This window comes from Mycobacterium gordonae (assembly GCF_002101675.1).
GTDB lineage: Bacteria > Actinomycetota > Actinomycetes > Mycobacteriales > Mycobacteriaceae > Mycobacterium > Mycobacterium gordonae.
On sequence record NZ_LQOY01000245.1, the window covers coordinates 1 to 25,715 of the forward strand.

The following is a 25,715-nucleotide window of genomic DNA, read 5'->3' on the forward strand; positions in this document are numbered from 1 at the left end:
GCCCCGGACCCGCCGGCGCCCCCATTGCCCAGCAGCCACCCGCCTGGCGCGCCGTTTTGACCCGTGCCGGGGGTGCCGTTGGCGCCATCACCGACCAAGGGACGCCCGGTCAGCGTCTGGACAGGTCCATTGATTTCATTCAGCGCCAGCTGCAAAGGCGAAACATTGGCCGCCTCGGCTTCCGCGTACGCGGCGGCACCGGCATTCAACGCCTGCGCAAACTGGCTATGAAAGGCCGCCGCGTGCGCACCGACCCCCTGATAGGTGAGGGCGTGCCCGGAGAACAACGCCGCAATCGCCGTCGACACTTCATCGTTGGCAGCGGCCAGCAGCTGAATCGTTGGGGCTGCCGCCGCGGCGTTCGCCGTTGTCAGGGCCGAGCCGATGTTCGACAGCGTCGTGACCGCCGCCGTCATCTGGTCCGGAATTGTGCTCAAAAACGCCATAGGACACCTCTGATCGGGTCGAAACGCTCAACTGAGCCCGGGAATTTCCGTAACCGGGGGACCAGATTCGAACATATTCTGGCGTGCTAGGGAGAAGCTTTCGCCAATGTGACCTAGGCCGGCAGCGTCGCGGTGGGCCCGTTAAGAGCAGCATCTTTGCGCGATGTAGGTCCAGAGTCGAAGATCGGGAGGTCAGCGATGGACGGTTTTGCGGGCAAGGTCGCGGTGGTCACCGGAGCCGGTTCGGGGATCGGCCGGGCGCTGGCGGTCGAACTGGCCCGATCCGGGGCGCGGCTGGCGATCAGCGACGTCGACGTCGAGGGCCTCGGTCAGACCGAGGCGCTGATCCGGCGGATCGGCGCACCGGTCCGGGCGGACCGCCTCGACGTCACCGAACGAGAGGCCTTCCTCGCCTACGCCGACAGCGTCAACGCCCACTTCGGGATCGTGCACCAGATTTACAACATCGCGGGCATCGCCTTCCTCGGCGATGTCGAGGTCAGTCAGTTCAAGGACATCGAGAAGGTGATGGATGTCGACTACTGGGGCGTGGTCAACGGAACGAAAGCTTTTCTGCCGCATCTGATCGCATCCGGTGACGGCCATGTCGTCAACATGTCCAGCATGTTCGGCCTGTTCGGCGTCCCGGGCCAGGCGGCGTACAACTCCGCGAAATTCGCGGTGCGCGGTTTCACCGAGGCGCTGCGCCAGGAGATGGCGATCGCCGGGCACCCGGTCGCGGTGACCGTCGTGCATCCCGGTTTCGTCAAGACGGCCATCGCGGCTAACGCCGGACACGCAGAAGGCCTGGACAGAGACGCCGGTGTTCGGGTCTTCAACAAGGTCGCCATCACCAGCGCCGAGCGTGCCGCACGGATCATCCTGAAAGCGGTTCGGAAAAAGAAGGCGCGAGTGGTGGTGGGGCCGGACGCCAAGGCTTACGAACTGCTGGTGCGGTTGGCGCCAGCGGGCTACCAGCGCATCCTCGGGCCGATGACGGCGCGTTTCCAATCCGGACGACCGTGACAACCCGAACCGTCGGCCGTCTGGTGCTCGGCGCCTTCTTGATCTTCGCCGGAGTGGCCCACCTGGGCTTCGCGCGCACCTCGTTCTACGCCCAGGTGCCGCGGTGGTTGCCGCTGAATGCCGATTTCGTGGTGGTCGCCTCTGGGGTGGTGGAGATCGTTCTGGGTGTGGGCCTGCTGGCGCTGGCGCACCGGCGGGCCGCGATGGGATGGGTCGTTGCGCTCTTCTTCGTGCTGGTGTTCCCCGGCAATATCGCCCAATTCCTCTCGCATACAGATGCTTTCGGACTTGACTCCGATGTAGCGCGCGGCATCCGGCTGCTGTTCCAGCCGCTGCTGGTGATCTGGGCCCTTTGGTGCATCGACGCCCGGTTTAAATCAATCGCTTGACTTAATACCACGCTGCGCGGTTGACTGGGCGTATGACCACAGTCGGGCGTGCTGTTCGCGGCGACCGGGCCAGCTCGACGCAGGAGGCGATCCTCGGAGCGGCCGAGCGGTTGTTCGCCGAACACGGGGTGTTCGCGGTGTCCAACCGGCAGGTCAGCGAGGCTGCCGGACAGGGTAATAACGCCGCGGTGGGCTATCACTTCGGCACCAAGGCCGACCTCGTGCGGGCTATCGAGGAGAAGCATCGCGGGCCCGTCGAGCAACTGCGCGAACAGATGGTGGCCGCGTTGTCTGGCACGGCCGGGATGCGGGACTGGGTGGCCTGCCTGGTCTGCCCGCTCACCGAGCATCTGGAGGCGCTCGGCAACCCCACCTGGTACGCCCGGTTCGCCGCACAGGCCATGACCGACCCGGCCTATCACAACATCGTGGTCAAGGACGCGCTCAGCTCGCCGTCACTGGTGCAGGTCATCGACGGCATCAACAGCTGCCTTCCGGAACTTCCGGTGGCCGTCCGATACGAGCGAAACATCATGGCGCGCAACCTGTTGATGCACACTTGCGCGGATCTGGAACGCGCCCTGGCCGAAGGCACCTCAATGCCGCGCCGGTCTTGGCGGGCCGCCGCAACCGGGCTCATCGACGCGATCGTCGGCCTGTGGCTGGCACCCGTGACTGAGGAGCCGGCTCCATGAAAGTTCGTGTCGACCAGGATGTTTGCGCATCGTCGGGCAACTGCGTGTTGAACGCGCCCGAGGTCTTCGACCAGCGCGACGAGGACGGCGTCGTTGTGTTGCTCAACCCGAACCCACCTGCCGATCAGGCCGCGGCCACCCGCAAAGCCGCCGCTTTCTGCCCGGCTCTGGCCATCCACATCGAGGAGTGAGTCGTGTCCGAGACGACGGCGAGCACCACCACGCAGACGGCTGCCGACGTACCCGAGTACCCGATGCCCCGCGCGGCCGGTTGCCCATTCGCCCCGCCGCCGGGGGTGATGGCCCTGGCCGAGGCCAAGCCGCTGTCGCGGGTGCGCATCTGGGACGGCAGCACGCCGTGGCTCATCACCGGTTATGAGCAGTGCCGCGAACTGTTCTCGGATTCACGGGTCAGCGTCGACGACCGGCTGCCCGGTTTCCCGCACTGGAACGCCGGGATGCTGGCGACGGTGCACAAGCGGCCCCGGTCGGTGTTCACCGCGGACGGCGAGGAACACACCCGCTTCCGGCGAATGTTGTCCAAGCCGTTCACCTTTCGGCGGGTCGAAGGATTGCGGCCGGCCATCCAGCAGATCACCGACGAGCACATCGACGCGATGCTGGCCGGACCCAAGCCGGTCGACATCGTCAGCGCACTGGCACTGCCGGTGCCCTCGCTGGTGATCAGCCAGCTACTCGGCGTCCCCTACGAGGATGCCGAGATGTTCCAGCATCACGCCAATGTCGGGCTGGCGCGGTACGCATCCGGTGAAGACACCGTCAAGGGCGCGATGAGTTTGAACAAGTATCTGGCCGATCTGGTGCAAGCCAAGATGGAAACTCCCGCCGAGGACGCGGTCTCCGATCTGGCCGAGCGAGTCAACGCCGGTGAGCTCAACGTCAAAGAGGCGGCTCAGCTGGCTACCGGGCTGCTGATCGCCGGGCACGAGACCACCGCCAACATGCTCGGCCTGGGAGTGCTTGCGCTGCTGGAAAACCCGGACCAGTTGCCTGCCATCCGTGACGCCGACGACGCGACAATCGTCGCCAATGCCGTCGAGGAACTGCTGCGCTACCTGAGCATCATCCAGAACGGACAGCGCCGAGTCGCCGTCGAGGACATCGCGATCGCCGGCGAGGTGATCCGCGCCGGTGAGGGCATCATCATCGACCTGGCCCCGGCGAACTGGGATGGCCACGCCTTCACCGAACCCGAACGCCTGTACCTGCACCGCTCGGGAGCCGACCGCAACGTCGCCTTCGGCTATGGCCGGCACCAATGTGTCGGTCAGCAGCTGGCCCGCGCCGAGATGCAGGTCGTCTTTCGAACCCTGTTCCGGCGTATCCCCACCCTGCAGTTGGCTGCTGGGCTCGAACACATTCCGTTCAAACACGACCGCCTCGCCTACGGCGTCTACGAACTTCCGGTCACCTGGTAACGAAAGGTCAATGATGACAAGCACCCTGTATCCGCCGAAAGGCTTTGGCGCGCCCAAGGATCGCAAAGGGCACGCAATCGGCAGCAACGTGGGTTTGCCGACCGGGACCGAGGTGTTCTCGGCCGACAATCACATCTCGTTGGCCGCCGACATCTTCTACGAACGCTTCCCGGAGAACCTGAAGGACAAGGCGCCGCGGATCTGGTACGAGGAAGGCGCGTATCAGGTTGGCCGCAAAGGCCAGTCGTTCCTGCCGGGTGACTTCAGTGCCGTGCTGATGCAGTACGACGACCTGCCCGGGGCGGCCAGCACCAACATCGAGGCCAGGATTCAAGAGCTGCGCGAGGACGGCGTCGACAAAGAACTCGCCTTCCCCAACGCGGTGCTCGCGCTCTTCCACTACCCCGACAAAAAGCTTCGTGAACTGACCTTCCGCATCTACAACGAGTACATCGCCGAGTTGCAGGAGCGGTCGGGCGGCCACTTCTACGGCGCCGGGCTGATCAACTGGTGGGATCCTGAGGGCACCCGCCGTACGTTGGCCGAGCTGAAATCGCTGGGGCTGCGGACTTTTCTGATGCCACTGAACCCGGGCAAGGACGACGACGGCAACCCGATCGACTACTCAAGTACCGCCATGAGTGCGGTATGGGATGAGATCGAGGCCGCGGGCCTTCCTTTGACGCACCACATCGGCGAGACTCCGCCGAAGAGCCCGTGCGAGTTCAACAGCGTCGTCGTCGGGATGATGATCAACATCGACGGCTTCCGGGAAACGTTCTCCAAGTACATTTTCGGCGGCATCCTCGATCGGCATCCGGCGCTGCGGATCGGCTGGTTCGAGGGCGGGATCGCCTGGGTGCCATGGGCCCTGCAGGACGCCGAACACCTGGTGGCGTCGTATCAGCACATGTTCAACCGGCCGCTGGAACACGATGTCCGCTACTACTGGGACACCCACATGAGCGCGTCGTTCATGGTCGACCCGTTGGGCCTGGAGCTGATCGACCGGATCGGTGTCGACAAGGTGATGTGGTCGTCGGACTACCCGCACAACGAGAGCACGTACGGCTACTCAGAGAAGTCGTTGGCAGCCGTCGTCGACGCCGTCGGTCCGGACAACGCGGCCCGCATCGTCAGCGGCAACATCAGCGAATTCCTAGGACTATGACCACTTTCGCGCGACAAGACAGCGGGTTGGCGATACCGGAGACGCCCGATCTGTCCCGGATGCGCCGCGAGACGGGGGCGCGGTTGCGCGCGGCGATGACCGAGCGTGGTGTCGACGCCCTGGTGCTACTGGGCAACAACGCGGTGGTCTACGCGACCGGCGCCAGCTGGCCACTGGGTGATGCCGGTCTGTCGTACGTCGAGCGGCCGGTGGCCGTGGTGCTCGCCGACGACGAGTGGCCGCATTTGTTCCTACCGTTCCGCGAGGGTGCCGCGCAGGAGTGTGAGTTGCCGGCCGACCACCTGCACGGACCGGTCTACCTCGAATTCGACGAGGGTGTAGCGGATTTCGCGCGTGTGTTGGCGGATCTCATTCCGGGCGGGGCCACCGTCGCGACCGACGAACTGACCGGTGCGATGTCGCGTGCCCGCGAGAGGTTGTTTCCCCACGGCTTTCCCCTCGACGGGGCCGCGGTGATCAGCGCGGCCAAGGTCATCAAGACTCCAGACGAGCTGGCGTGCATTCGCACGGCGGTGCGCATCACCGACGAAGCGATGGTCGAAGTCCACAAAGCGCTCGCTCCTGGAATCCGCCAGATCGACTTGTCGGCACGGTTCGTGCGTCGCGCCTTCGAACTGGGCGCGATGACCAGCATGCTGGAGCCGATCTGGCAGGTAATGCCGCACAGCAAGGCCGAGGGCGTCTGGACCACCCACGGGGATCTGGCCCTGCCACTGTTGAGCACCGAACGCGAACTGGTCCGGGGTGACGTGCTGTGGACCGACGTCAGCATCACCTACGACGGCTATTGCTCCGATTTCGGCCGGACCTGGATCGTCGGGCAGGATCCCTCGCCACGCCAGCAGGAGCAATTCCACCGATGGCGCTCGATCATGGACGCCGTACTGGGTGTGGCCCGCTCCGGAGCCACCGCCGCCGATCTGGGCCGCGCGGCGATCGCGGCCAACGGCGGCACCCGGCCGTGGCTGCCGCACTTCTACCTGGGCCACGGGATCGGCGTCAACGCGGCCGAAATGCCGATGATCGGAACCGATCTCGGTGAGGAGTTCGACGAGAACTTCGTGCTGCAGCCGGGCATGGTGCTGGTGCTGGAACCGGTGGTGTGGGAGGACGGCACCGGCGGCTACCGCAGTGAAGAGGTCCTGGTGATTACCGAGGAAGGCTCGATTCGATTGACCGACTACCCCTATGACCCGTATGTCGACTGAGGTCCTGGCCGACGCACAGGTATTGCGCCTGGGGCGCCGGGAGCGCGCTCGGGCTCAGATGGCAGCCCACGACTTGGACGTGCTGGTGCTGGGCCGGCAGGCCAACGTCCGCTATGTGACCGGCGCACCGCAACTGTGGGTGGCCGGAACGCGGCCGTTCGGGCCGACCTGTGTGCTGGTGCGGGCCACGGGTGCCGTGCATCTGCTCAGTACCTGGGACGAAGGCATTCCCGAGGACATCCCGCATGAGAACTTGTACGGCATCTCCTGGAATCCGGCGAACACCATCGCCGCGCTGAGCCGCATCGACGGGGCTTCCACCGCGCGGCGGGTCGGAACCGACGCGCTGTCGCCGGTTTTCGCGCAGCTGCTCCCGACCGCCTTCCCTAATGCCGAACTGGTCGACGGCGAACTCGCCATGCGCGCGGCCCGCCGGGTCAAGACCGACGAGGAAGTCGATGCGTTGCGGGTATCGATCGGGGTGGCCGAAGCCGGTCTGGCCGCGGCGGTGGCCGAATTGCGGCCAGGGGTAAGAGAACAGGATCTGGCCGGGGTGCTGCTGGAGGCGGTTGCCGTTGGCGGCGTCAGCACCCCGTCCAGCCAGGATGTGGCCTGGGTGACCTCGCGCGATCATCCCTGGCGGCGCGCAGCCGGCGACGGCCGCGTGCAGTCCGGAGACCTAGTGGTGCTGTCCGCCGGCGTGCTGGCCGGCGGGTACATAGGAGAGGTGGGACGCACCTGGCCGGTCGGTGACATCGCCGGCGCGGCAGGGCTGTTCCGGCGTTGGGACCGGCTGTGGGACATGCTGATTGCCGTCTGCCAACCAGGTGCGCGAGCGGATGAACTGCTGGCCGCCTACGCCGCCGCCGGGGAGCCTGCTCCACCGATGCCGGTGGCTCGGGGCCTGGGGATGGGCTTCGACCCGCCGGTCATTTCCGCACGCCTGCCCCGCACGGCGGACGAGGAGCGGCTCGAGCCGGGCATGGTGCTGGCGGTCACCGGTTACGTCTGGGAGCAGGGGCTAGGCGCGGTGTTCGGTCGCGAAGCGGTGCTGATCACGGCGGACGGTCCGCAGGTGCTGACCGCCAGCCCGTTCTGGCGGGTCTAGCTGATGGCCTCGGCGCCGGAACCGAAGGCCAAGCGGATGATTCGCTACGAGAAGGACACCGGGTCGCGGATCGCCACCATCAGTTTCGACCGGCCCGAGTACCTGAACGCACCGACCATCGCCGCCCGGCGACGCTATGCCGACCTGCTGCACCGGGCCTCTGTAGACGACGACGTCAAGGTCGTCGTGATCCGCGGAGCCGGCGACGATCTCGGTGCCGGCGCGGACCTCGAAGAGTTCATGCGGGCCAAAGACTCCGATGACCCGAGAGAGTTGCTGGCCGAATTCCGACTGGGCGCCGGTGATGTCAGCTACCCGCCGAAAGGATCGTTCCGGCACGGCGCCTCGGTGGGGCAGTGGTATGCCAACCCGAACTCCGGGATCCGCGGCCTGCAGGACTTCAAGAAGATCTCCATCCTGGAGGTCAAGGGGTACTGCTACGGCTGGCACTTCTACCAGGCCGCCGACGCCGACCTGGTAATCGCCTCCGACGATGCGCTTTTCGGGCATCCGTCGTTCCGGTACTACGGCTGGGGACCGCGGATGTGGTGGTGGGCGCAGACCATGGGTATCCGCAAGTTCCAGGAGATGGTGTTCACCGGGCGCGCATTCACCGCCGCCGAAATGTATGAGTGCAATTTTCTCAACAGTGTGGTGCCACGCGCGAGGCTGGAGGCCGAGGTGGCGAAGTACGCGCTTGCTTGCGCCCGCAACCGTCCCACGGACACCGTTTTCATGCAGAAGACGTTCTTCGAGATCATGAAGCAGTTCCAGGGTGAGTACATGGGAAGTCTGCTCAGCGGTTTCTTCGAGTCGACCGGCGGTCTGGTGCGCGCGGATGGCGCCTTCGGGCTCGACGAGGCTTTGCAGCGGGGTCTCGGTGACGCCGTCAAAGCCAACGACGACCAGTTCCCGCCGGAATGGCGGTTGAGCAAGAAGGCCCGCCGCACGGGACGAAAGGCCAAGCGGTAGTGACACAACCACCGCTGTCCGGCTACACCGTGCTCGACCTGTCTTCCGGGATCGCCGGCGCCTACTGCACCAAACTGCTCGCCGACGGCGGCGCGGACATCATCAAAGTCGAGTCACCGCAGGGGGACTGGCTCCGGTCGTGGTCAGCGTCACGGTCTGAACTGACCGGTGACGGTGCGTTGTTCAGTTTCCTGGCCGGCTCCAAGCACAGTGTGGTCGCCGACCCGGACGTAGACTCCGACTTCGTCGGGCGGTTGCTGGGCGCTGCCGACGTGGTGGTGTGGTCGCCGGGATCGTCTGTGGCCGAGAGGGTCTCGCCCGATGTGCTGCGTGAGCAGTCTCCGCACCTGGTCGTCGCGTCAATCACCCCGTTCGGTTTGCGCGGGCCCTGGCGGGACCGTCCGGCAACCGAGTTCACGCTGCAGGCCTGGTCCGGCGGGATCATCGGCTTGGGGCGCGGTGTCGCGGATCGTGCCCCGGTGTTCGTCGGCGGTCAGGTCGGCGAGTACCTCGCGGGCGCCTACGCCAGTGCCGCGATCCTGGCCGCGCTGTACGGCGGTCGCGGCCCGGGCCAACTCATCGATCTGTCGATGCTGGAAGCCCAGATCCTCGGTCTCACCTACTATCCGGTGACCTACTTTGAGATGCTCGGGCGCCCGTGGCGGGATACCCGCCGCCTCACCGTCCCCGGCGTGGCGCAGGCGCAGGGCGGACTGGTGGACCTCGGCTGCGGGACCGCGCAACAGTGGTTCGACTTGTGCGCCATGGTGGGACATCCGGAATGGATCGACGAAGAATCCCCGTTGTCCATTACCGAACTGGCCAACGTCTACGCCGCCGACATTTACGAGTGGGTGCGCAACCACCCGGCCGACGAGATCCGGGAACTGGCGACCGCCTTTCGGATACCCAACGCCCCGGTGGCCAACGGCGCCAACATCGTTGCGCTGGAACACTTCGTCGAGCGGGGCTCGTTCGTGCGCAATCCCCGTGATGGATTTCACCAGCCGGCACATCCGTACCGAATGCGGCCGGCGCGGTTGCGGGAACCTGGTGTGGCGCCTCGGCTCGGTGAGCACACCGCGTACTACCGTTCGGCGACCCTGGTGCCGAGAACCGTAGTGGATTCGGCCCCAACGGAATTACCCCTCGCTGGCCTGCGTGTGCTGGATATGACCGCGTTCTGGGCGGGGCCGTCCTGCACGCACCTGCTGGCGATGCTGGGCGCCGAAGTGATTCACATCGAATCCACCCGCCGCCCAGACGGCACCCGGCTCATCGCGGGCATTCCGGTCACCGAGGAGCAGTGGTGGGAGAAGTCGCCGATCTTCGCGGCGCTCAACACCAACAAGAAAAGTTTGACCCTGGACCTGCAGCGGCCGCGGGGCCGGGAGTTGCTGCTTGAGCTGATCGGCACCTGTGACGTGATCGCGGAGAACTTCACCCCCCGTGTGCTGGATCAGATCGGCCTGGATTTCGCTGCGGTACAAGCGGTTCGGCCGGAAGCGATCCTGCTGCGGATGCCTGGCTTCGGATTGGACGGGCCCTGGCGGGACAACCCTGCGTTCGCCTATGTCATCGAGTCGGCGTCGGGCGTGAGCTGGCTGACCGGGTATCCGGATCGCACCCCGTTCGAGCCATACTCCGTGGGCGACCCGAATGCCGGTATCCACGCGCTCAACGCGCTGCTGCTGGCGCTGGAGCACCGCCGTCGCACCGGACAGGGTGTGATGGTGGAGGCGGCGATGATCGATGCGGCCCTGAACATCGCGGCCGAGCAGGTGATCGAATTCTCTGCGTACGGGGCCTTATTGGAGCGGGCCGGCAACCGGGGGCCGACGGCCGCGCCGCAGAACCTCTACCTCAGTGCCGACATCGACGAGTTCGGCCGCCTCGACAGCTGGGTCGCGATTGCGGTGGCCACCGACGACCAATGGATCCAGTTGTGCAGTGCCCTCGGGTCACCCTCCTGGGCAACCGATCCGGCGCTGGCCACCGCGGAGCGGCGGCGTGCGAGTGAGGATGAGATCGACGTCCGGCTGTCGCAGTGGTGCGCAGGTCGGACCCGGGACGAGATCGTGGCCACGCTGTGGGGTGCCGGGGTGCCGGTCGCCAAAGTCATGCAGCCACACCGGCAGACGGAGTTGGACCAGCTCGCGGCGCGCGGTTTCTTCGAAGTCGTCGATCACCCGGTGTGCGGCCCGGCTAGGCTCAGCACCGTGCCCATGCGATTGTCCGGCGGCCCCTGCCGATTCCACACCCAGCCGGCACCGCTGCTCGGTCAACACAATCACGAATTATTGGCGGAGCTGGGCCTGACCGATGCGGAGATCACCGAGCTGGAAGCCGATGGCGTGATCGGCCGGAGCCCGTCGTGACTATTGGTGGCGCGAGCAGACGCAAAAGCCCCCGGGAGCTGCCGCTCCACGGTGCTTTTGCGTCTGCTCGCGGGGGGTAGCGACATGCCGATCGATCCCTCCGACATCCTGCTGACCGACCGGGTCCCGGTGGTCACCGGTGGGGGAGCGGGCATCGGGCGCGGCATCGCCGCCGGGTTCGCGGCCTTCGGCGCGAGAGTGGCCATCTGGGAGCGCGACCCCGACTCCTGCGCCCGAGCCGCGGAAGAGATTGGTGCACTGGGTATCCCGACCGATGTGCGGGACAGTGGCCAGGTCGACGCGGCCCTGACGCAGACCGTGGCCGAACTGGGAACGCCGACCATCCTGGTCAACAATGCCGGTGGCGTGTTCTTTTCGCCGCTGCTGGAGACGAGCGAGAACGGTTGGGACGCTTTGTATCGCGCCAACCTGCGGCATGTGCTGCTGTGCACCCAGCGGGTGGCGCGGCAACTGGTGGCCGACGGGTTGCCCGGCAGCATCATCGCGGTCACCTCGATCGAGGGGGTTCGGGCCGCACCCGGTTACGCCGCATATGCCGCCGCCAAGGCCGGCGTCATCAACTACACGAAGACCGCCGCGCTGGAACTGGCGCCGCACGGTATTCGGGTCAATGCGATAGCCCCTGACATCACCATGACAGAGGGTCTGGCCCAGCTCGGCGGCGAGGCCGCCACGGCGGCCATGGGTGCCATAGTGCCGTGGGGCCGGCCCGGCCACGTCGACGAAACCGCCCGCGCGGCAGTGTTTCTTGCGTCGGACATGTCCACCTACATCACCGGGCAGACGTTGCATGTCGATGGCGGCACCCACGCCGCGGGCGGGTGGTACCACGACCCGCAAACCGGCGACTACCGTCTGGGCCCCGGTTAGCGCGAGCAGACGCAAAGCCCCCGTGGAGCGGCCGCTCCCGGGGGCTTTTGCGTCTGCTCGCGGAACCTAGTGGCGCCAGCCTTCGGCGGCCTGTTCGTCGAAGATCCGGTCGATGCGCTCGAACCGGCGCCGGATCGACGCCCGGGACGCCTCGTGCGGCAGGATATACAGGCGGTTGGCCAGGATCGCGTCGGCGGTCAGCCGGGCCAGATCCGCCACTCCGAGCGTGTCGTCCTGCTCGGGCAGGGGTCCCAACGACCCGGTCACATCAGGTGTCGACGCCAGGCCGTAGTCCGCGCCCCGGATCCGCTCCGAATTCGACACGAGCTTGGTCTCCACGACCATCGGGCACAACACCGACACTCCGATGCCATTGCCCTTCACCTCCCGGGCCAGGGTCTCGGCCAGGCTCACCACGCCGTACTTGGCCACCCCGTACGCGCCGAGTCCGGCGTTGGGGACCAGCCCGGCGAAGGAGGCGGTGAATGCGATGTGGCCGCCCGTGTTCTGCTTGAGCAGCCGCGGCAGGAAGGCCTCAACGGTGTGGATCGAACCCCACAGATCGATGTCGATCACCCAGCGCCAGTCCTCGTGCGTCATCTCTGCGATCGGGCCGGCGACCACGATGCCGGCGTTGCTGAACACGACGTCGACCTGGCCGAGCAGCCGGAAAGCCTTGTCCGCGAGGCGCACCACCTCTTCGTGGTGACGAACGTCGCACATCACGCCGTGTGCGTCGAAGCCCTTTCCGCGCAGGTGAGTGACCGCCAGCTCCAGGCCGGGCTGGTCGACGTCGGCGAGCACCACCCGGGCACCGCGGTGCGCCAACTCGGTGGCGGTGGCCAGGCCGATACCGCTCGCGCCGCCGGTGATGACCGCTCCGCGTCCCTCGAATCCGGCTAAGTGTCCGTCCACAGGACGGAGCCTATTTGAGGCAGCCTCCCGCATCGACAGGCAGGGTGACGCCGGTGATGTACCGGGATTCGTCGGACGCGAGAAACAGCACCGCGTTGCTGATGTCCTGCGGTTCCACCCACGGGATCGGCAGGGTGTGAAACATCTGGCAGATCGGGGCCATGTCGTCCGGCCCCGGGTTCTCCAGGTCCGGCCGGAACATCTTGAACGTGCCCTCGTTGTGCAGCATCGGGGTGGCGACATGGGTGGGATGCACCGAATTCACCCGAATCATGTGCTGCCCCAACTCGACTGCGAAGGAGCGCATGATGCCCACCACCCCGTGTTTGGCAGCCACATAGCTGCCACAGTGCGGGTAGGCCTTAATGCCGCCGACCGAGCTGGTCAAAATGATCGACCCGCCCTTGCCGCCCGCGAGGATATGCGGCACACCGGCTTTGACCGACTTCCAGACGCTGGACAGGTTGACGTCGATCATCTCCTGCCAGTCATATTCGCTGGTCTTGTCCAGGGTGTCGCCCCCGTTGCCGATGCCGGCGTTGGCGACGATGATGTCCAGGCGCCCCAGCTGCTCCACGCCACTGTCCACGGCGGCCTTCAAAGCGTCGAAGTCGCGGACATCGACTTCGGCCGTGACGATGCGGCGATTGAGGCCTTTGACCAGGTCGGCGGTCTCGGCCAGGTCCTCGGGCGTCGACGCCGGAATGGTGGTGTTCTTGACGATCGGCTTGCACACGTCGACGGCGATGATGTCGGCGCCTTCCTCGGCCAATCGCACCGCGTGGCTGCGCCCCTGACCCCGCGCCGCCCCGGTGACAAAGGCGACTTTGCCTTCTACCCGTCCAGTCATGGTTCCCTCCTACGTAACTCAGCCGAAGATGGCCGGCATGGACTCCCAACCCCGCACGGTCGACGTCGGGGAAAGCGTGGCTTCGGTGAGGTCGACATTCCATTCGGGAAAGCGCTTGAGGATCTCTTCGAGTGCGACCCGACCCTCGAGGCGCGCCAGCGCGGAGCCGAGACAATAGTGGGTGCCGACACTGAACGTCAGGTGCTGACGCGGTTCGCGGCGGATATCGAAAACGTCTCCGTCGGGCGGGAATTGGCGATGGTCGCGGTTCGCCGCGCCGATCAGCATCATCATCACGCTGCCCGCGGGGACCCGTTGGCCGTAGTACTCGATATCGCGAGTGACATACCGGGCCACATGCGGTGCGGGCGGCTCGTAGCGCAGCAACTCCTCGACGGCAGCGGGGATCAGAGCCGGATTCTTTACCAGGGCGCGGCGCTGCTCCGGGTGGTCGGCCAAAACCTTTCCCGCCCAACCGATCAGTCGGGTGGTGGTTTCGTTGCCGGCACCCGAGACCACGGTGACGTAGGTCAGCAGTTCGTCGCGCCGCATCCGGCGGACGGTTCCAGTCTCATCCTCGAACTCGGCGTTGAGCAGTTCGGTCATGATGTCGTTGGACGGATGTTGGGCGCGCCAGTCGATGTACTGACCGAAAAACTCGCCGTTGAGCATGGTTTCGGCCGAGAAATCCATCGGCTTGCCAGCTTCGGTGCGCATCTGCGCGTTGGCGAAATCGCGCGCGGCTTCCTGGTCTTCCTCGGGGACACCGAGCAGCATGCCGATCACCCGCATCGGCATCTGCGCGCCGAGGTCGTTGACGAAGTCGAACTTTCCGGTGCCGACCAGCGGATCCAAACTGCGCGCGCAGAACTCGCGGATCTTGGGCTCCAGGTCGCTGATCTTGCGGGGAGTGAACATGCGCGACAACAACTTACGGTGTATGTCGTGGACCGGTGGGTCCTCGAAAATGAGCACGCCCGGCGGCATCTCGATATTGGCCCGGATCAGTTCGAGGATCGCGCCCCGGGCTGAGCTGAAGGTGGTGTAGTCGACGATCGCATTGTCGACGTCGGCGAACCGGCTGAGCGTGTAGAAGTCGTGCTGCTCGTTGTAGTACAGCGGTGATTCCTCGCGCAGCCGCCGGAACATCGGGTAGGGGTCAGCGTTGAGCTCGACATCGTAAGGGTCGAAATAGACGTCGCTGGCTGCGCTTACTGTCACGGGTAATTGCCCTCTCGCCGGTTACGCGCGGCCCTGATTCGGACGGGGGCGCGATCATGCCGCCTTTAGAACTCTGTCATCACCGACCAACGAGTGTCAACGTGGAATCCGTTTCGGCCATTTGAAGTTCTTCATAAGCGAGAATACCATTCTCGCATGGGCATCCCACTGCGATATTCGCTCGTCAGAAGATCAGTGCGACCGAACTAGCTACCGGCGAATCCGCGTGAGCAGAAGTCCCATACTTCGTCGGCGCTGATCGGGTGGACCGTGGCGTCGTCGGAACCGCCACTGGACTGTGCAATGAACATCACCGTCTGCATGGTCATCGCGGCCATCCGTTTAGGGTTGACCCCGGCGCGCAGCTTGCCGGCGTCGCAGGCGGCTTCCATCAGCTCGGTGAGCAAAGCCAGCAGCGGCGCATGGGCGACCTTGACCTCTGCCGGATGCGTGACCAGCAACCGCGGCGCAAAGTCGGTGAATAGTGGCCGTTTGGCCGTCGGGTCGGGCCGGGACGCCTCATACAGCAGCTCCACCGCCACTTTGAGCCGCTCCAGCGCATCGGTGTGGCTTTCCGTCGCGGCCCGGATCTGGTCGGCAGAGCGGCTCAGCGCGTCTTCGAACAGGGCGAGCAGCAACTCGTGTTTGCCGTCGAACTGCAGGTAGAAGCTGCGCAGCGACTGGCGGGAGCGGTCGACGACCTCCTGCACGGTGAAGTCCGTGCTGCCCTTCTCGATGATGATGGCCTGCGCGGCGTCAAGGAAGCGCTGGACGCGCTGGGCTGCCCGCAGTTTCGCGGTTTTGATGGATCGCTCGACGGCCCGTTGTTTCCATGCCGGCTCTTCGCCCGGGCTGGTCACGGGCGGCTCCGAAGATTGCCGCGAGGAGAGAACATGGTTGGACTGTACCGGAGAACGTCGGGCCATCGCTGTGCTCGACCTCCTCACGGACGATGTCTTGGAGATTGTAACTTCCTCACGACGAGAATACTATTCTCTTGGACGCGTGTTTGGGAAGCACATTCGTGAGAGTGCAGACCCGGGAGGCCGGAGAAGCCGCGAGGAGATTTTGTGCAGCTGACTTTTGATGCCGATGTCGAGGCATTCCGCGCCGAATTCGTCGCATTTCTCGACGAGCATCTGCCGGATGAGGCCCAGGGCGTGGTGCGGCCGCGTTCCTGCTCGCACGTGCCGGAGTGGGCGGCCCGCTGGCAGCGGCTGTTGTTTGACAGCGGTTGGCTGCTCCCGGGCAATCCGCCGGAATACGGGGGCCGCAACGCGACACTGTTACAGCAGTACGTCCACGCAGACGAGATGGCGCGGCGGCGGATCTATCGCAGCTTCAACCCACAGGGTGTCGGAATTATCGCGGCGTCCCTGCTGTCATTCGGGACCTCGGAGCAAAAGCAGCGCTGGGCGGTCCGGATCCTGCGGGCGGAGATCACGGCATCGCTGGGGATGAGCGAACCCGGGGCCGGTTCGGATCTGGCGTCGCTGAAGACGCGGGCAGTACGGGATGGCGATCACTTCGTGGTGAACGGACAGAAGGTGTGGACCTCCGGTGCGCACGACGCCGACGTGCTGCTGACGTTTGTGCGCACCAACCCCGACGTGCCGAAGCACAAGGGGATCAGCGTTCTGCTGATTCCGACGGACACCCCGGGTGTGGTGCGACGGCCGTTCGCCTCGGTGTGTGATCACGACGACGTCGAGTTCAATGAGGTGTTCTTCACCGACGCCCGGGTGCCCGCGGAGAATCTGGTGGGAGAGCTCGACGGAGGTTGGCGGGTAGCGACGGGCGCGCTCGGCCACGAGCGCGCCATGCTGTGGCTCGACTACGCCAATCTATTGGACCAGCAGACAACGGATTTCACGCCGACCGGAGTGCTGGAACGCGATCGCTACGCAAGCCTGGTGATGGACGCCTGGGCGATGCGGTTGCTCGGTTCGGTGACGCTGGCCAAGGCCGCGCGGGGTGAAGAGGACGTGCCCGGGCAGTCGGTGTTGAAATTGCTCGGCTCGGAGGCGGTTCAGCGCGCCTCCGAAGATGCGTTGAACGCCAAGGCCGCCGAGGGTCTGATTCACCCCGCGATCACCGCACCGTTCGCGCCGCTGAACCTGGATGCCCATTACGGCAGCTGGTTCGACCGGTACGCCCGCAGCTTCGCCGGCACCATTGCGGGCGGCACTTCGGAGATTCAGCGCAACATCATCGCCGAGCGGGTACTCGGACTACCGCGCAACTAGAGTCCGCCTGCCCCGGGCGTGAATCCCACGACGCCCCAACGGCCTGTCGCGTCGTACGGTTCACACTCGGCGTCAGCGCGTCAGAGGTGGACGAGCCGGGGCGCCGAGCCCACCGCCTTGACATGAGCCCCAGCTTCCCGGGTCAGCTCCCGGGAGCTGCCCAGCAGCCCGTCGAGCACAAGAGCGCGCTTGACGTGGCGATGCAAGTGATGCTCGGCGGTGAAGCCGATGCCGCCGAGCACCTGCTGACAGTGCCGCGCGGCGGTCAGTGCAGCCTGACCCGCCGCCGCCTTGGACAGCAGGCAGGCCAGGTCGTCGGGTTGGTCGGTTGCGGCCTGCAAGGTGGCTTCGGCGCCCTCGATGGCGACCAGCGTCTCGGCGAGCCGGTGCCGAACCGCCTGGAAAGAGGCTATGGGACGGCCGAATTGGATGCGGTCCAACGCGTGCCGGCGGGCCAGCGACAGCATGGCCCGGCTGGTGCCGACCAGCCACCAGCCCAGCGCCTGCCGGCCCGCACCGAGTGGCACAGCGTCCCCGGCGGGCACCCGGTGCAGGGGGAGTTCCTCGTCCAACGCTGAAGCGTGGGCGTCGGTGCGTTCCCAGACGACCCAGGATCCGCCCGCATAGGGCAGCGGCACCGTACCACCGCTTTCGCGCCCCGCGGCCCGCAACACGACGTCGTTCAGCACGGCCGCATGCGCGCCCGTCTCGCCCAGCATCCGGAACACCAACGGAATTGCTGCAGCGGGGATTTCGTCGAGCATCTCGAGCCAGCCCAGGTCGGCCAGCGCGCCGTCCAACTTGGCCCCGGTCGCGGCCGTCATCGCCGTCCGCAATGATTCGGCCAGCAGCGCCAACTCGGGGTTCATGTCACTCCTTCCCCAGATCGAGCAGCCGACGGGCGATGATGTTGCGCTGGATTTCCGCGGTGCCGCCGTAGATCGTCGCCGCACGCGAGTAGAGATACTCCGGACGCCAGGCAGTGTCGTCGAGTTCGAGCGTGCCGGGCAGCAGGTCGTGGACGGTGTCGTAAAGGCGTTGTTCGGCACCGGCCAGCAGCACCTTGTCGATGGAAGTGTCCGGGCCCAGCCGCGCTCCGTTCGCCAGCCGGTGCTGGGTGGCGCGGGATCGGCAGCGCAGCGTATGCAGTGCGAGATACGCGGCGCCTAAGGCGGATTCGTCCGGCTCGGTCACCTCGGCGATCAGCGCGTCGAATCTGGAATAGAGATACGCGATTCGCTGCCAGAAACAGGTCGACCGCTCATACGGCAGCAGATCCATCGCCAGCCGCCAGCCGTCCCCCGGCTTCCCGAGCATGCGGCTGGACGGAATCACCACATCGTCGTAGTAGACCTCGCAGAATTCGTCGACGCCGTGCATGGTGCGCAGCGGGCGGACCGTGATGCCCGGGGTATCCAGGTCGACGAAGAACGCCGTGATCCCGTCATGGCCCGGTGCCGTGCGGGTGAGCAGCACACACCGGGTGGAGAACTGCGCGAAACTGGTCCAGACCTTCTGCCCGTTGACAATCCAGTTGTCGCCATCCGGCACCGCCCGGGTCGTCAGAGACGCCAGATCGCTGCCCGATCCCGGTTCGGAAAAGCCCTGGCACCACTGCTCGCGACCGCTGAGCAGCCGTGGCACCATCTCTGCGGCCAATTCGTTTGGGGCGTAGTCGATCATGGTAGGCGCGAGAACCTCCACCATCGAATAGGGGCCGGGCTCTGCCAGCCTTCGGCCCACCACTTCCTCGCCGACGATCGCACGCAACAGGGCCGGCCCGCCCAGTCCGCCGACCTCCGCGGGCCAGCCGTAACGCATCCAGCCGGCCTGATACAACTCCTCGCTGACCCGGGCGAACTGCCGCATCTGGCCCTGCAGGGAATGGTCCGGTCCGGGAGTCAGGTCATGCTCGTCGAGCCAGGCGCACAGCCCCGCCCGGAACGCTTCGACATTCACGGCGTGGGGCGGCCCACGGCGTGTGGCCGCCCGGAGTCGTGTACGCCGCTGCGCCGAATGAAGGTCATGGCACGGGTTTTCAGCCGCCAGCCATCGGCGGTCCGCTCGTAGGTGTCGCGGTAGTAGCCGATGCGCATGTCATGCGCGGAGTGTTCGATGAAGCACAAGGGTTGGGTGCCGGTGGCCGAGTCGCCATCGAGCTCCACCAGCGAGGTGCCGGTCATGAACAGGCCCTTGGGTGCGGCGGCGACCAGTTCCGGGAACCGGTCCAGCGTGTAGGTGTCCCCGAAGGCGCTGTAGGTTCCGTCCGGCGTGAACACACCGATCAGTCCTTCAATGTCGCCCTGCGTGATGGTGACGGCGTACCGGGCGAGCAGCTGCTGGATCTCCACCAAGTCGTCAGTTCTGGTAGGCATACACCTTGCCGCCTTTCATGACGAAGCTGACGTTGCGGGTAACGGTGATGTCCTGCAACGGATTTCCGGGCACCGCGATGACGTCGGCCAGCATGCCCTCGGCCAAACGCCCCAGCTCGGTGGAGTTGATCAGCTCGGCAGCCGTCACGGTGGCCGCCCGCAACACCACCAGCGCCGGCAATCCCCAGTCCACGAGCGTGATGAGCTCGTCGGCGTTGCGGCCGTGCGGAATCGCCGGTGCGTCGGTGCCGACGGCGATCTTCACTCCGGCCTCATAAGCGGCCAGGATCGACGTGCGCGACTTCGGGAACATCTCGGCGGCCTTGGCCTGCAGCTCGGGCGGTGCGTGCGAGACGTCCATGCCCTCGGCCAGTCGCCGGGTGCTCACCAGGAAGGTGTCGTTCTCCACCATCAGGGCGATCGCCTCGTCGTCGATCAGGAATCCGTGCTCGATGCAGTCAATTCCGGCCGCCACGGCGTGTTTGACCGCATCGGCGCCGTGGGTGTGAGCGGCGACCCGCAGGCCACGCCGATGTGCCTCGTCGACGATCGCGCGCAGCTCGTCATCCGAATAATGCTGGGCACCGGGAGGTCCGGTCAGCGACATGACACCGCCTGAGCAGCAGACCTTGATGAGCTGGGCGCCGTGTTTGATCTGGTAGCGCACCGCGCGGCGGATCTCGTCGACGCCGTTGGCGATGCCCTCCTCGATCGTCAGGTCCAGCACGTGGGGCGCGAAGGCGGCGAACATCGTCGGGTCGAGATGCCCACCGGTGGGTGTAATCGCATGTCCGGCAGGCACAATGCGGGGGCCGTCGATCCATCCGGCGTCGATGGCCTTGCCCAGCGCCACGTCGAGCAGGTAGCCACCGGTCTTGACGAACAGACCCAGGTTCCGCACGGTGGTGAACCCCGCGCGCAGGGTGCGCCGGGCATTGCCGACGGCGCGCAGCACCCGGGTCGGTGGGTCGTCCTGCACCTGCGACAGTCCCGGCTTCTCGCCGCGGCCCCCCATCAGCAGATTGACCTCCATGTCCATCAACCCGGGCAACAGGATCTGGTCGCCCAGGTCAAGCACCGAATTATCTGGGCCCGATGGGCCCGCGTCTCCGACACCGACGATGCGGTCACCATCGATCCGCAGGATGCCCGGCGAAACGATTTCACCGGCATCGATGTCCAGTAGCCCAGCTGCCTTGAGCGTCAACACCCGTCAGATCACCGGTTCCCTGATGCATTCCACCCACGCCGCGCCGCTGTCGGGGACTCGCGGCTGCTTCCACGCCTCGATCGGAAACGACACCATCACCAGCGACTGCATCAGGTGCATCAGCGTGCGCGCGTCCTCGGGTAGATCGTCCAGCGGATACTGGTCACAGTAGGCGATAACGTCGCCCAGGCGCGGGAAGGCGACGTCGTAAAACTCCTGCATCTCACCCATGGTGGAGGCCAGTCGCTTGGCGTAGCGTTCGGGCTCGGTCGCCAGGTCCCAGTCCAGAAACGGTTCCAGGTCGGCGAATTCAGACGGTAACTTTGCCATTGGTGCGGCTCTCCTTCGCAAAGTCGGCTACGTAGTCGCCGGTCACCTTGTGCAGGTGGCGCAGCAGGATCTCCTGGTCGCACAACGGGAAGTCGTTGACCACCCTGGTGCCGATCATGGTCTGCGTCGCCTCCAGCGTGTTGGCGTCCTGCAGCGCGTATTCCTTGAACGTCACCGCGGCGAGTTCATGAGCCAAGCGCTCCCGGGCATTTCGCGGCGGAACGAAGTACAGCGTGCACTCGAAGATGTGTTTGTCCACGGCGGTCGGCCAGTAGTGATAGGTCAGGAACCAACCCGGTTCCCAGATCAGCAGCATGAAGTTCGGGTAGAAGTGCCAGGAGTCGACGCCCCACTGCTTGACCTTCTTCGGGTTGACGCCCGGTGGCAGTCCGTCGAGATTCGCGATGACCTCCGGTTTGTCCCAGGGCCCGAACAGCCCGCTGCGCAGCACCTGGTCCATCGGCTTGACCATGCTCATATCCGCCGGCGGTGCCTGACCGCCCCAGGTGGAGATCATCCCGTGCGGGCTGGCCAGCTCGTAGTGCAGCGCCTCGAAGCCGTACTTCATGATCTTGGCGGCTTCTTCCTTGGTGTACTGGCCTTGGTGCAGCACCGGCGCGTGGTAGAACTCGGCGAACGCGTCGATGAACAGTTTCCAGTTGCTGCCGACTTCGGCTCGGTAGGAATAGGTTTCGGTCATCTCGTGGAAGGGGTAGCCTTCGATGCCCTTGCCCATCGGTCCGAGATAGTCGACCAGCGGCTCGGCGTCACGGTCGAAGTTGATGAAGATGAAGCCTTCCCACACCTCGCAGCGCACCGGCACCAGGCCGTAGTCGCTCTTGTCGACGTCGAAGAATTCGTCTTCCTGCTGGATGTAGGTCAGGTCGCCGTCCAGGCTGTACCGCCAGGCGTGATATTTGCAGGTGAACTGGCGGCAGGTGCCGGAGGTCTCCTCGTGAGGAAAGTCGTTCCACACCAACTTGTTTCCGCGGTGTCGGCAGACGTTGTGGTACGCCTTGACCGATCCGTCCTTGGTTTTCACGATGATCACCGACATGCCTCTGCCGGCCGATGGCAGTTCTTTGGTGAAGTAGCTTCCGGTGCGCGGCAATCGCTCGACGCGGCCCACGTTGAGCCAGGTGCGCTTGAAGATCGCGTCGCGCTCCGCCTCGAAGAACGCGGGATCGATCGAGTCGGTGTAATCGACCGGAGCGGTCCCCAGTTCGGGATAGTTCTGCGTCCAGCTCCCGGCGGCTGGTTTGGGGAAGTGGGCCACTGTTACCTCTCCTCGTCAAGGTGGGTGTCAGTCTCGAGTTGCACGCCGAAAGTGTTGAGAGCCATGGCCAGCATCGTGTAAGAGCCGACCGTGAAGACGTAGTCCATGCGCTGGCGATCGTCGAAGCGGGTACCGAGCGTGGCCCACGTCTCGTCGGACAGCTGAGATTGTTCGTCGAGTTCGTCAACACCGGTGAGCACCGCGCGCTCGAATTCGTCGAACGAACCGTCACCCCGGCAGACCGCGTCGATCTCGGCGTCGGTGATGCCTTCTCGTTTCGCCAGGTCGACGTGTTGTTCCCACTCGTAGGCGCACTTGCGCCGGTGGGCGACCCGCAGGATGGCCAGTTCCCTCATCCGTGGCGGCAGCGTGGAGGAGAACAGCAGGTGGACGTTGAACTTGAGGAACGCCTTGGTCAGGACAGGGTGGTTGACCAGCGTCGACAACACGTTGGAGGCGTCCCGCGGATTGCGTCGCTCCGGCGGCAGCATGACGGCCAGCGCCCCGTCGACAGCCTCGTCCCACTGGTCGGCGGGAAGCGGGGGTAAACGCATCCGGGTCGTCCTTCTCACGTGCATCCTCTCGCTGAGAGAGAATCGTATTCTCATTTCTAACCAACAGACTTGCACGAATTGCGCGACGGGTCAATGCTGGCCTGAAGGGTGGTCAACGCGGGTGCCTGGCCGCGGCGGAAAACGGCCTCCGGCCGGGTGGGCGCCTATGCTGGATGTTGATTCTCGCTTCGCGAGAAGATAGTTTTCAACATATAGAGAGCTCGGCGCAGGTGGGCTCTGCTCTGCGGCTTGAAGCCTGCTCTACACACCCGATCAGGTGGATCAGATGAGAAGGGAATACCCGTGAATAAAGAGGACATGATCCTGATCAGCGTGGACGACCACACCGTCGAGCCGCCGAATATGTTCAAGAACCACCTGCCGTCCAAATATCTGGACGACGCGCCGCGTCTGGTGCACAACCCGGACGGCTCGGACATGTGGAAGTTCCGCGACACGGTCATTCCCAATGTCGCGCTCAACGCGGTGGCCGGCCGGCCCAAGGAGGAGTACGGAATCGAGCCCACCGGTCTGGACGAGATCCGGCCCGGCTGTTACAACGTCGACGAGCGCGTCAAGGACATGAACGCGGGCGGGATCCTGGCCTCGATCTGCTTTCCGTCCTTCCCCGGTTTCGCCGCCCGATTGTTCGCCACCGACGATCACGACTTCTCGATCGCCCTGGTGCAGGCCTACAACGACTGGCACATCGAGGAGTGGTGTGGCGCGTATCCGGCGCGGTTCATCCCGATGGCGATCCCGGTGATCTGGGATGCCGAGGCGTGCGCCGCCGAGGTGCGCCGGGTCGCCAAGAAGGGCGTACACGCGCTGACCTTCACGGAGAACCCGGCCGCGATGGGCTACCCCAGCTTTCACAACGAATACTGGAATCCGTTGTGGAAGGCGTTGTGCGACACCGACACCGTGATGAATGTGCACATCGGGTCCTCGGGCCGGCTGGCGATCACCGCGCCCGATGCTCCAATGGACGTGATGATCACGCTGCAGCCGATGAACATCGTGCAGGCGGCCGCGGACCTGCTGTGGTCGCGGCCGATCAAGGAATACCCCGACCTCAAGATCGCGCTGTCCGAGGGCGGCACCGGGTGGATCCCCTACTTCCTGGAGCGCGCGGACCGGACCTACGAGATGCACTCGACGTGGACGCACCAGAACTTCGGCGGGAAGCTGCCGTCCGAGGTATTCCGCGAGCACTTCCTCACCTGTTTCATCAGCGACAAGGTGGGCGTCGCGCTGCGCGACATGATCGGCATCGACAACATCTGCTGGGAGGCCGACTACCCGCACAGCGACTCGATGTGGCCGGGTGCCCCCGAAGAATTGTGGGACGTGTTGTCGCTCAACAACGTGCCGGACGACGAGATCCACAAGATCACCCACCAGAACGCCATGCGCTGGTACTCCTTCGACCCGTTCACCCACATCACGCGCGAGCAGGCGACGGTCGGCGCGCTGCGCAAGGCCGCCGAAGGGCATGACGTGTCCATCAAGGCGGCGGGCCACGCGAAGGACAGCCGCGGCGGCTCGTCGTTCGCCGACTTCGCGGCCAACGCGAAGTCGCTCAGCGGCAACACGGACTGACGTTCTACCGGCGAGCAGACGCAAAAGTACCCGGAAACCGCCGGTTTCAGGGGCTTTTGCGTCTGCTCGCGCGGGGGAGTCGCGGAAGGAAGGTGCGCACCATGGAGTTCGAGCTCACCGAGGATCAGGAGCTGATCCGGCGGTCGGTGGCCGAATTGGCGGCCAAGTTCGACGACCACTACTGGATGGAAAAAGACCAGGCGCACGAGTTTCCGACCGAGTTCTACCGCGCCATCGCCGACGGCGGCTGGCTGGGCATGACCATCCCGACCGAGTACGGCGGGCACGGCCTGGGGATCACCGAGGCCACGATCCTGCTCGAGGAGGTCGCCAAGTCCGGCGGCGCCATGAACGCGGCGAGTTCGATTCACCTGTCGATCTTCGGCATGCAACCCGTGGTGGTGCACGGCTCCGACGAACTCAAACAACGCACGCTGCCGAGCGTTGCGACGGGGGAGACCCACGTCTGTTTCGGCGTTACCGAGCCTGGCGCCGGGCTGGACACGTCGCGCATCACCACCTTCGCCAAGCGCAACGGCGACCACTACCTCGTCAACGGCCGAAAAGTGTGGATTTCCAAGGCAATGGAGTCAGACAAGATCCTGCTGCTTACCCGCACCCAGGCCTACGACGAAGTCGCCAAGAAGACCGACGGCATGACGCTGTTCCTCACCGATCTGGACCGCAGCCGGGTCGACATCCGTCCGATCAACAAGATGGGCCGCAACGCCGTCAGCTCCAACGAGCTGTTTATCGACAACCTGGCAGTCCCGGTCGAAGACCGAGTTGGCGAGGAGGGCAAAGGCTTTCAGTACATCCTCGACGGCCTCAACCCGGAGCGGATGCTGATCGCGGCCGAGGCGCTCGGCATCGGCCGGGTGGCGCTGGACAAGGCGGTGAAGTACGCCAACGAACGGGAGGTCTTCGGCCGGCCGATCGGGATGAATCAGGGCATCCAGTTCCCGCTGGCCGATTCGCTGGCCCGCCTCGACGCCGCCGAGCTGATGCTGCGCAAGGCCACCTGGCTGTACGACAATGGCAAACCTTGTGGGCGGGAAGCGAATACAGCCAAGTATCTGTGCGCCGACGCGGGTTTCGCGGCAGCCGACCGGGCGCTGCAAACCCACGGTGGCATGGGATATGCCGAGGAATACCACGTCACGCGCTACTTCCGTGAAGCACGGCTGATGAAGATCGCCCCGATCAGCCAGGAGATGATCCTGAACTTCCTGGGATCGCATGCGCTTAAGCTGCCCAGAAGCTACTGACGTAGGTTAGTAGCCATCGAACGTGAACTGACGGCGACTTTTTCGCCCTCAATGTCAAGTGGTTAGTGCAACGCGGTTAGGCGGCTTGATCGAGCAGGGCTGCTAAGCGTTGGGCGGGGGTGTC

General features: G+C 65.4%; 26 protein-coding genes. 14 read left to right on the forward strand and 12 right to left on the reverse strand.

The window, feature by feature from the left end:
- Window positions 1-446, reverse strand: a 446-nt coding sequence (locus tag AWC08_RS31880) for a PE family protein (RefSeq protein WP_142283935.1), incomplete at its 3' end; no start/stop codon positions are given.
- 198 nt (window positions 447-644) lie between these two features.
- On the opposite strand from AWC08_RS31880, the gene AWC08_RS31885 reads away from it, so the two are divergent.
- From AWC08_RS31885 to AWC08_RS31935, 11 genes are all read left to right on the forward strand, one after another.
- Entirely contained in the window at window positions 645-1,472 is an 828-nt protein-coding gene (locus AWC08_RS31885; RefSeq protein WP_069434280.1) for an SDR family NAD(P)-dependent oxidoreductase, read from the forward strand.
- The gene (locus tag AWC08_RS31890; RefSeq protein WP_232007959.1) at window positions 1,469-1,861 is read left to right on the forward strand and encodes a DoxX family protein; all 393 of its coding nucleotides are present in this window, start codon (window positions 1,469-1,471) and stop codon (window positions 1,859-1,861) included. Before AWC08_RS31885 ends, AWC08_RS31890 begins: the two co-directional genes overlap by 4 nt.
- Before the next feature lie 32 nt (window positions 1,862-1,893).
- Entirely contained in the window at window positions 1,894-2,556 is a 663-nt protein-coding gene (locus tag AWC08_RS31895) for a TetR/AcrR family transcriptional regulator (protein ID WP_065133124.1), read from the forward strand.
- Window positions 2,553-2,747: a ferredoxin gene (locus AWC08_RS31900; protein ID WP_065133123.1), complete on the forward strand. Its 195-nt coding sequence runs from the start codon at window positions 2,553-2,555 to the stop codon at window positions 2,745-2,747. The genes AWC08_RS31895 and AWC08_RS31900 overlap by 4 nt, the downstream gene beginning before the upstream one ends.
- 63 nt (window positions 2,748-2,810) lie before the next feature.
- Window positions 2,811-3,995: a cytochrome P450 gene (locus AWC08_RS31905; RefSeq protein WP_276077692.1), complete on the forward strand. Its 1,185-nt coding sequence runs from the start codon at window positions 2,811-2,813 to the stop codon at window positions 3,993-3,995.
- Between the two features lie 10 nt (window positions 3,996-4,005).
- On the forward strand, window positions 4,006-5,166 hold the full coding sequence (locus AWC08_RS31910; RefSeq protein ID WP_065133121.1) for an amidohydrolase family protein: 1,161 nt from the start codon (window positions 4,006-4,008) through the stop codon (window positions 5,164-5,166).
- On the forward strand, window positions 5,163-6,395 hold the full coding sequence (locus tag AWC08_RS31915) for a M24 family metallopeptidase (RefSeq protein ID WP_069434283.1): 1,233 nt from the start codon (window positions 5,163-5,165) through the stop codon (window positions 6,393-6,395). The genes AWC08_RS31910 and AWC08_RS31915 overlap by 4 nt, the downstream gene beginning before the upstream one ends.
- Window positions 6,385-7,503, forward strand: a complete 1,119-nt coding sequence (locus tag AWC08_RS31920) for a M24 family metallopeptidase (RefSeq protein ID WP_069434284.1) — start codon at window positions 6,385-6,387, stop codon at window positions 7,501-7,503. Before AWC08_RS31915 ends, AWC08_RS31920 begins: the two co-directional genes overlap by 11 nt.
- 3 nt (window positions 7,504-7,506) lie before the next feature.
- Entirely contained in the window at window positions 7,507-8,475 is a 969-nt protein-coding gene (locus AWC08_RS31925; protein WP_069434294.1) for an enoyl-CoA hydratase/isomerase family protein, read from the forward strand.
- Window positions 8,475-10,853 (forward strand): CaiB/BaiF CoA-transferase family protein, encoded by a 2,379-nt coding sequence (locus tag AWC08_RS31930; protein ID WP_232007960.1) that lies wholly within the window; start codon window positions 8,475-8,477, stop codon window positions 10,851-10,853. Before AWC08_RS31925 ends, AWC08_RS31930 begins: the two co-directional genes overlap by 1 nt.
- Window positions 10,854-10,937: 84 nt before the next feature.
- Window positions 10,938-11,744, forward strand: a complete 807-nt coding sequence (locus AWC08_RS31935) for an SDR family NAD(P)-dependent oxidoreductase (RefSeq protein ID WP_069434285.1) — start codon at window positions 10,938-10,940, stop codon at window positions 11,742-11,744.
- Between the two features lie 66 nt (window positions 11,745-11,810).
- Here AWC08_RS31935 and AWC08_RS31940 read toward each other — a convergent pair whose 3' ends face one another.
- From AWC08_RS31940 to AWC08_RS31955, 4 genes are all read right to left on the reverse strand, one after another.
- Window positions 11,811-12,659 (reverse strand): SDR family NAD(P)-dependent oxidoreductase, encoded by an 849-nt coding sequence (locus AWC08_RS31940; protein ID WP_083271233.1) that lies wholly within the window; start codon window positions 12,657-12,659, stop codon window positions 11,811-11,813.
- A 10-nt stretch (window positions 12,660-12,669) separates the two neighbouring features.
- Window positions 12,670-13,509 (reverse strand): mycofactocin-coupled SDR family oxidoreductase, encoded by an 840-nt coding sequence (locus tag AWC08_RS31945; protein ID WP_065133114.1) that lies wholly within the window; start codon window positions 13,507-13,509, stop codon window positions 12,670-12,672.
- Window positions 13,510-13,527: 18 nt separating this feature from the next.
- Window positions 13,528-14,730 carry a cytochrome P450 gene (locus AWC08_RS31950; protein WP_069434287.1) on the reverse strand — a complete coding sequence of 401 codons (1,203 nt, stop codon included), beginning with the start codon at window positions 14,728-14,730 and terminating at the stop codon, window positions 13,528-13,530.
- A gap of 206 nt (window positions 14,731-14,936) precedes the next feature.
- Complete coding sequence (locus AWC08_RS31955) at window positions 14,937-15,590, reverse strand: TetR/AcrR family transcriptional regulator (protein WP_065133112.1); 654 nt, start codon at window positions 15,588-15,590, stop codon at window positions 14,937-14,939.
- Between the two features lie 210 nt (window positions 15,591-15,800).
- Between AWC08_RS31955 and AWC08_RS31960 the strand changes: the two genes are divergently transcribed.
- Window positions 15,801-16,976, forward strand: a complete 1,176-nt coding sequence (locus AWC08_RS31960) for an acyl-CoA dehydrogenase family protein (RefSeq protein ID WP_069434288.1) — start codon at window positions 15,801-15,803, stop codon at window positions 16,974-16,976.
- 80 nt (window positions 16,977-17,056) lie between these two features.
- Here the strand turns inward: AWC08_RS31960 and AWC08_RS31965 are convergent, their stop codons facing one another.
- Genes AWC08_RS31965 through AWC08_RS31995 form a run of 7 tightly spaced genes read right to left on the reverse strand, consistent with a single transcriptional unit; the run spans window position 17,057 to window position 22,721 of the window.
- Window positions 17,057-17,845, reverse strand: coding sequence for an acyl-CoA dehydrogenase family protein (locus AWC08_RS31965; protein ID WP_069434289.1), 789 nt, complete (start codon window positions 17,843-17,845; stop codon window positions 17,057-17,059).
- A 1-nt stretch (window position 17,846) separates the two neighbouring features.
- Window positions 17,847-18,935 carry an acyl-CoA dehydrogenase family protein gene (locus AWC08_RS31970; RefSeq protein WP_069434290.1) on the reverse strand — a complete coding sequence of 363 codons (1,089 nt, stop codon included), beginning with the start codon at window positions 18,933-18,935 and terminating at the stop codon, window positions 17,847-17,849.
- Window positions 18,932-19,351 (reverse strand): nuclear transport factor 2 family protein, encoded by a 420-nt coding sequence (locus tag AWC08_RS31975; RefSeq protein WP_065133108.1) that lies wholly within the window; start codon window positions 19,349-19,351, stop codon window positions 18,932-18,934. Before AWC08_RS31975 ends, AWC08_RS31970 begins: the two co-directional genes overlap by 4 nt.
- On the reverse strand, window positions 19,335-20,561 hold the full coding sequence (locus AWC08_RS31980; RefSeq protein ID WP_069434291.1) for a metal-dependent hydrolase family protein: 1,227 nt from the start codon (window positions 20,559-20,561) through the stop codon (window positions 19,335-19,337). The genes AWC08_RS31975 and AWC08_RS31980 overlap by 17 nt, the downstream gene beginning before the upstream one ends.
- Window positions 20,562-20,564: 3 nt before the next feature.
- Entirely contained in the window at window positions 20,565-20,891 is a 327-nt protein-coding gene (locus tag AWC08_RS31985) for a hypothetical protein (protein ID WP_065134259.1), read from the reverse strand.
- The gene (locus tag AWC08_RS31990) at window positions 20,872-22,167 is read right to left on the reverse strand and encodes an aromatic ring-hydroxylating oxygenase subunit alpha (protein WP_069434292.1); all 1,296 of its coding nucleotides are present in this window, start codon (window positions 22,165-22,167) and stop codon (window positions 20,872-20,874) included. The genes AWC08_RS31985 and AWC08_RS31990 overlap by 20 nt, the downstream gene beginning before the upstream one ends.
- 2 nt (window positions 22,168-22,169) lie before the next feature.
- Window positions 22,170-22,721: a carboxymuconolactone decarboxylase family protein gene (locus tag AWC08_RS31995; protein WP_069434293.1), complete on the reverse strand. Its 552-nt coding sequence runs from the start codon at window positions 22,719-22,721 to the stop codon at window positions 22,170-22,172.
- Between the two features lie 303 nt (window positions 22,722-23,024).
- Here AWC08_RS31995 and AWC08_RS32000 point away from each other — a divergent pair, with 303 nt between their 5' ends.
- Window positions 23,025-24,323: an amidohydrolase family protein gene (locus tag AWC08_RS32000; RefSeq protein WP_065134256.1), complete on the forward strand. Its 1,299-nt coding sequence runs from the start codon at window positions 23,025-23,027 to the stop codon at window positions 24,321-24,323.
- 101 nt (window positions 24,324-24,424) lie between these two features.
- Window positions 24,425-25,591: an acyl-CoA dehydrogenase family protein gene (locus AWC08_RS32005; protein ID WP_065134255.1), complete on the forward strand. Its 1,167-nt coding sequence runs from the start codon at window positions 24,425-24,427 to the stop codon at window positions 25,589-25,591.
- Window positions 25,592-25,715 lie beyond the last annotated feature (124 nt).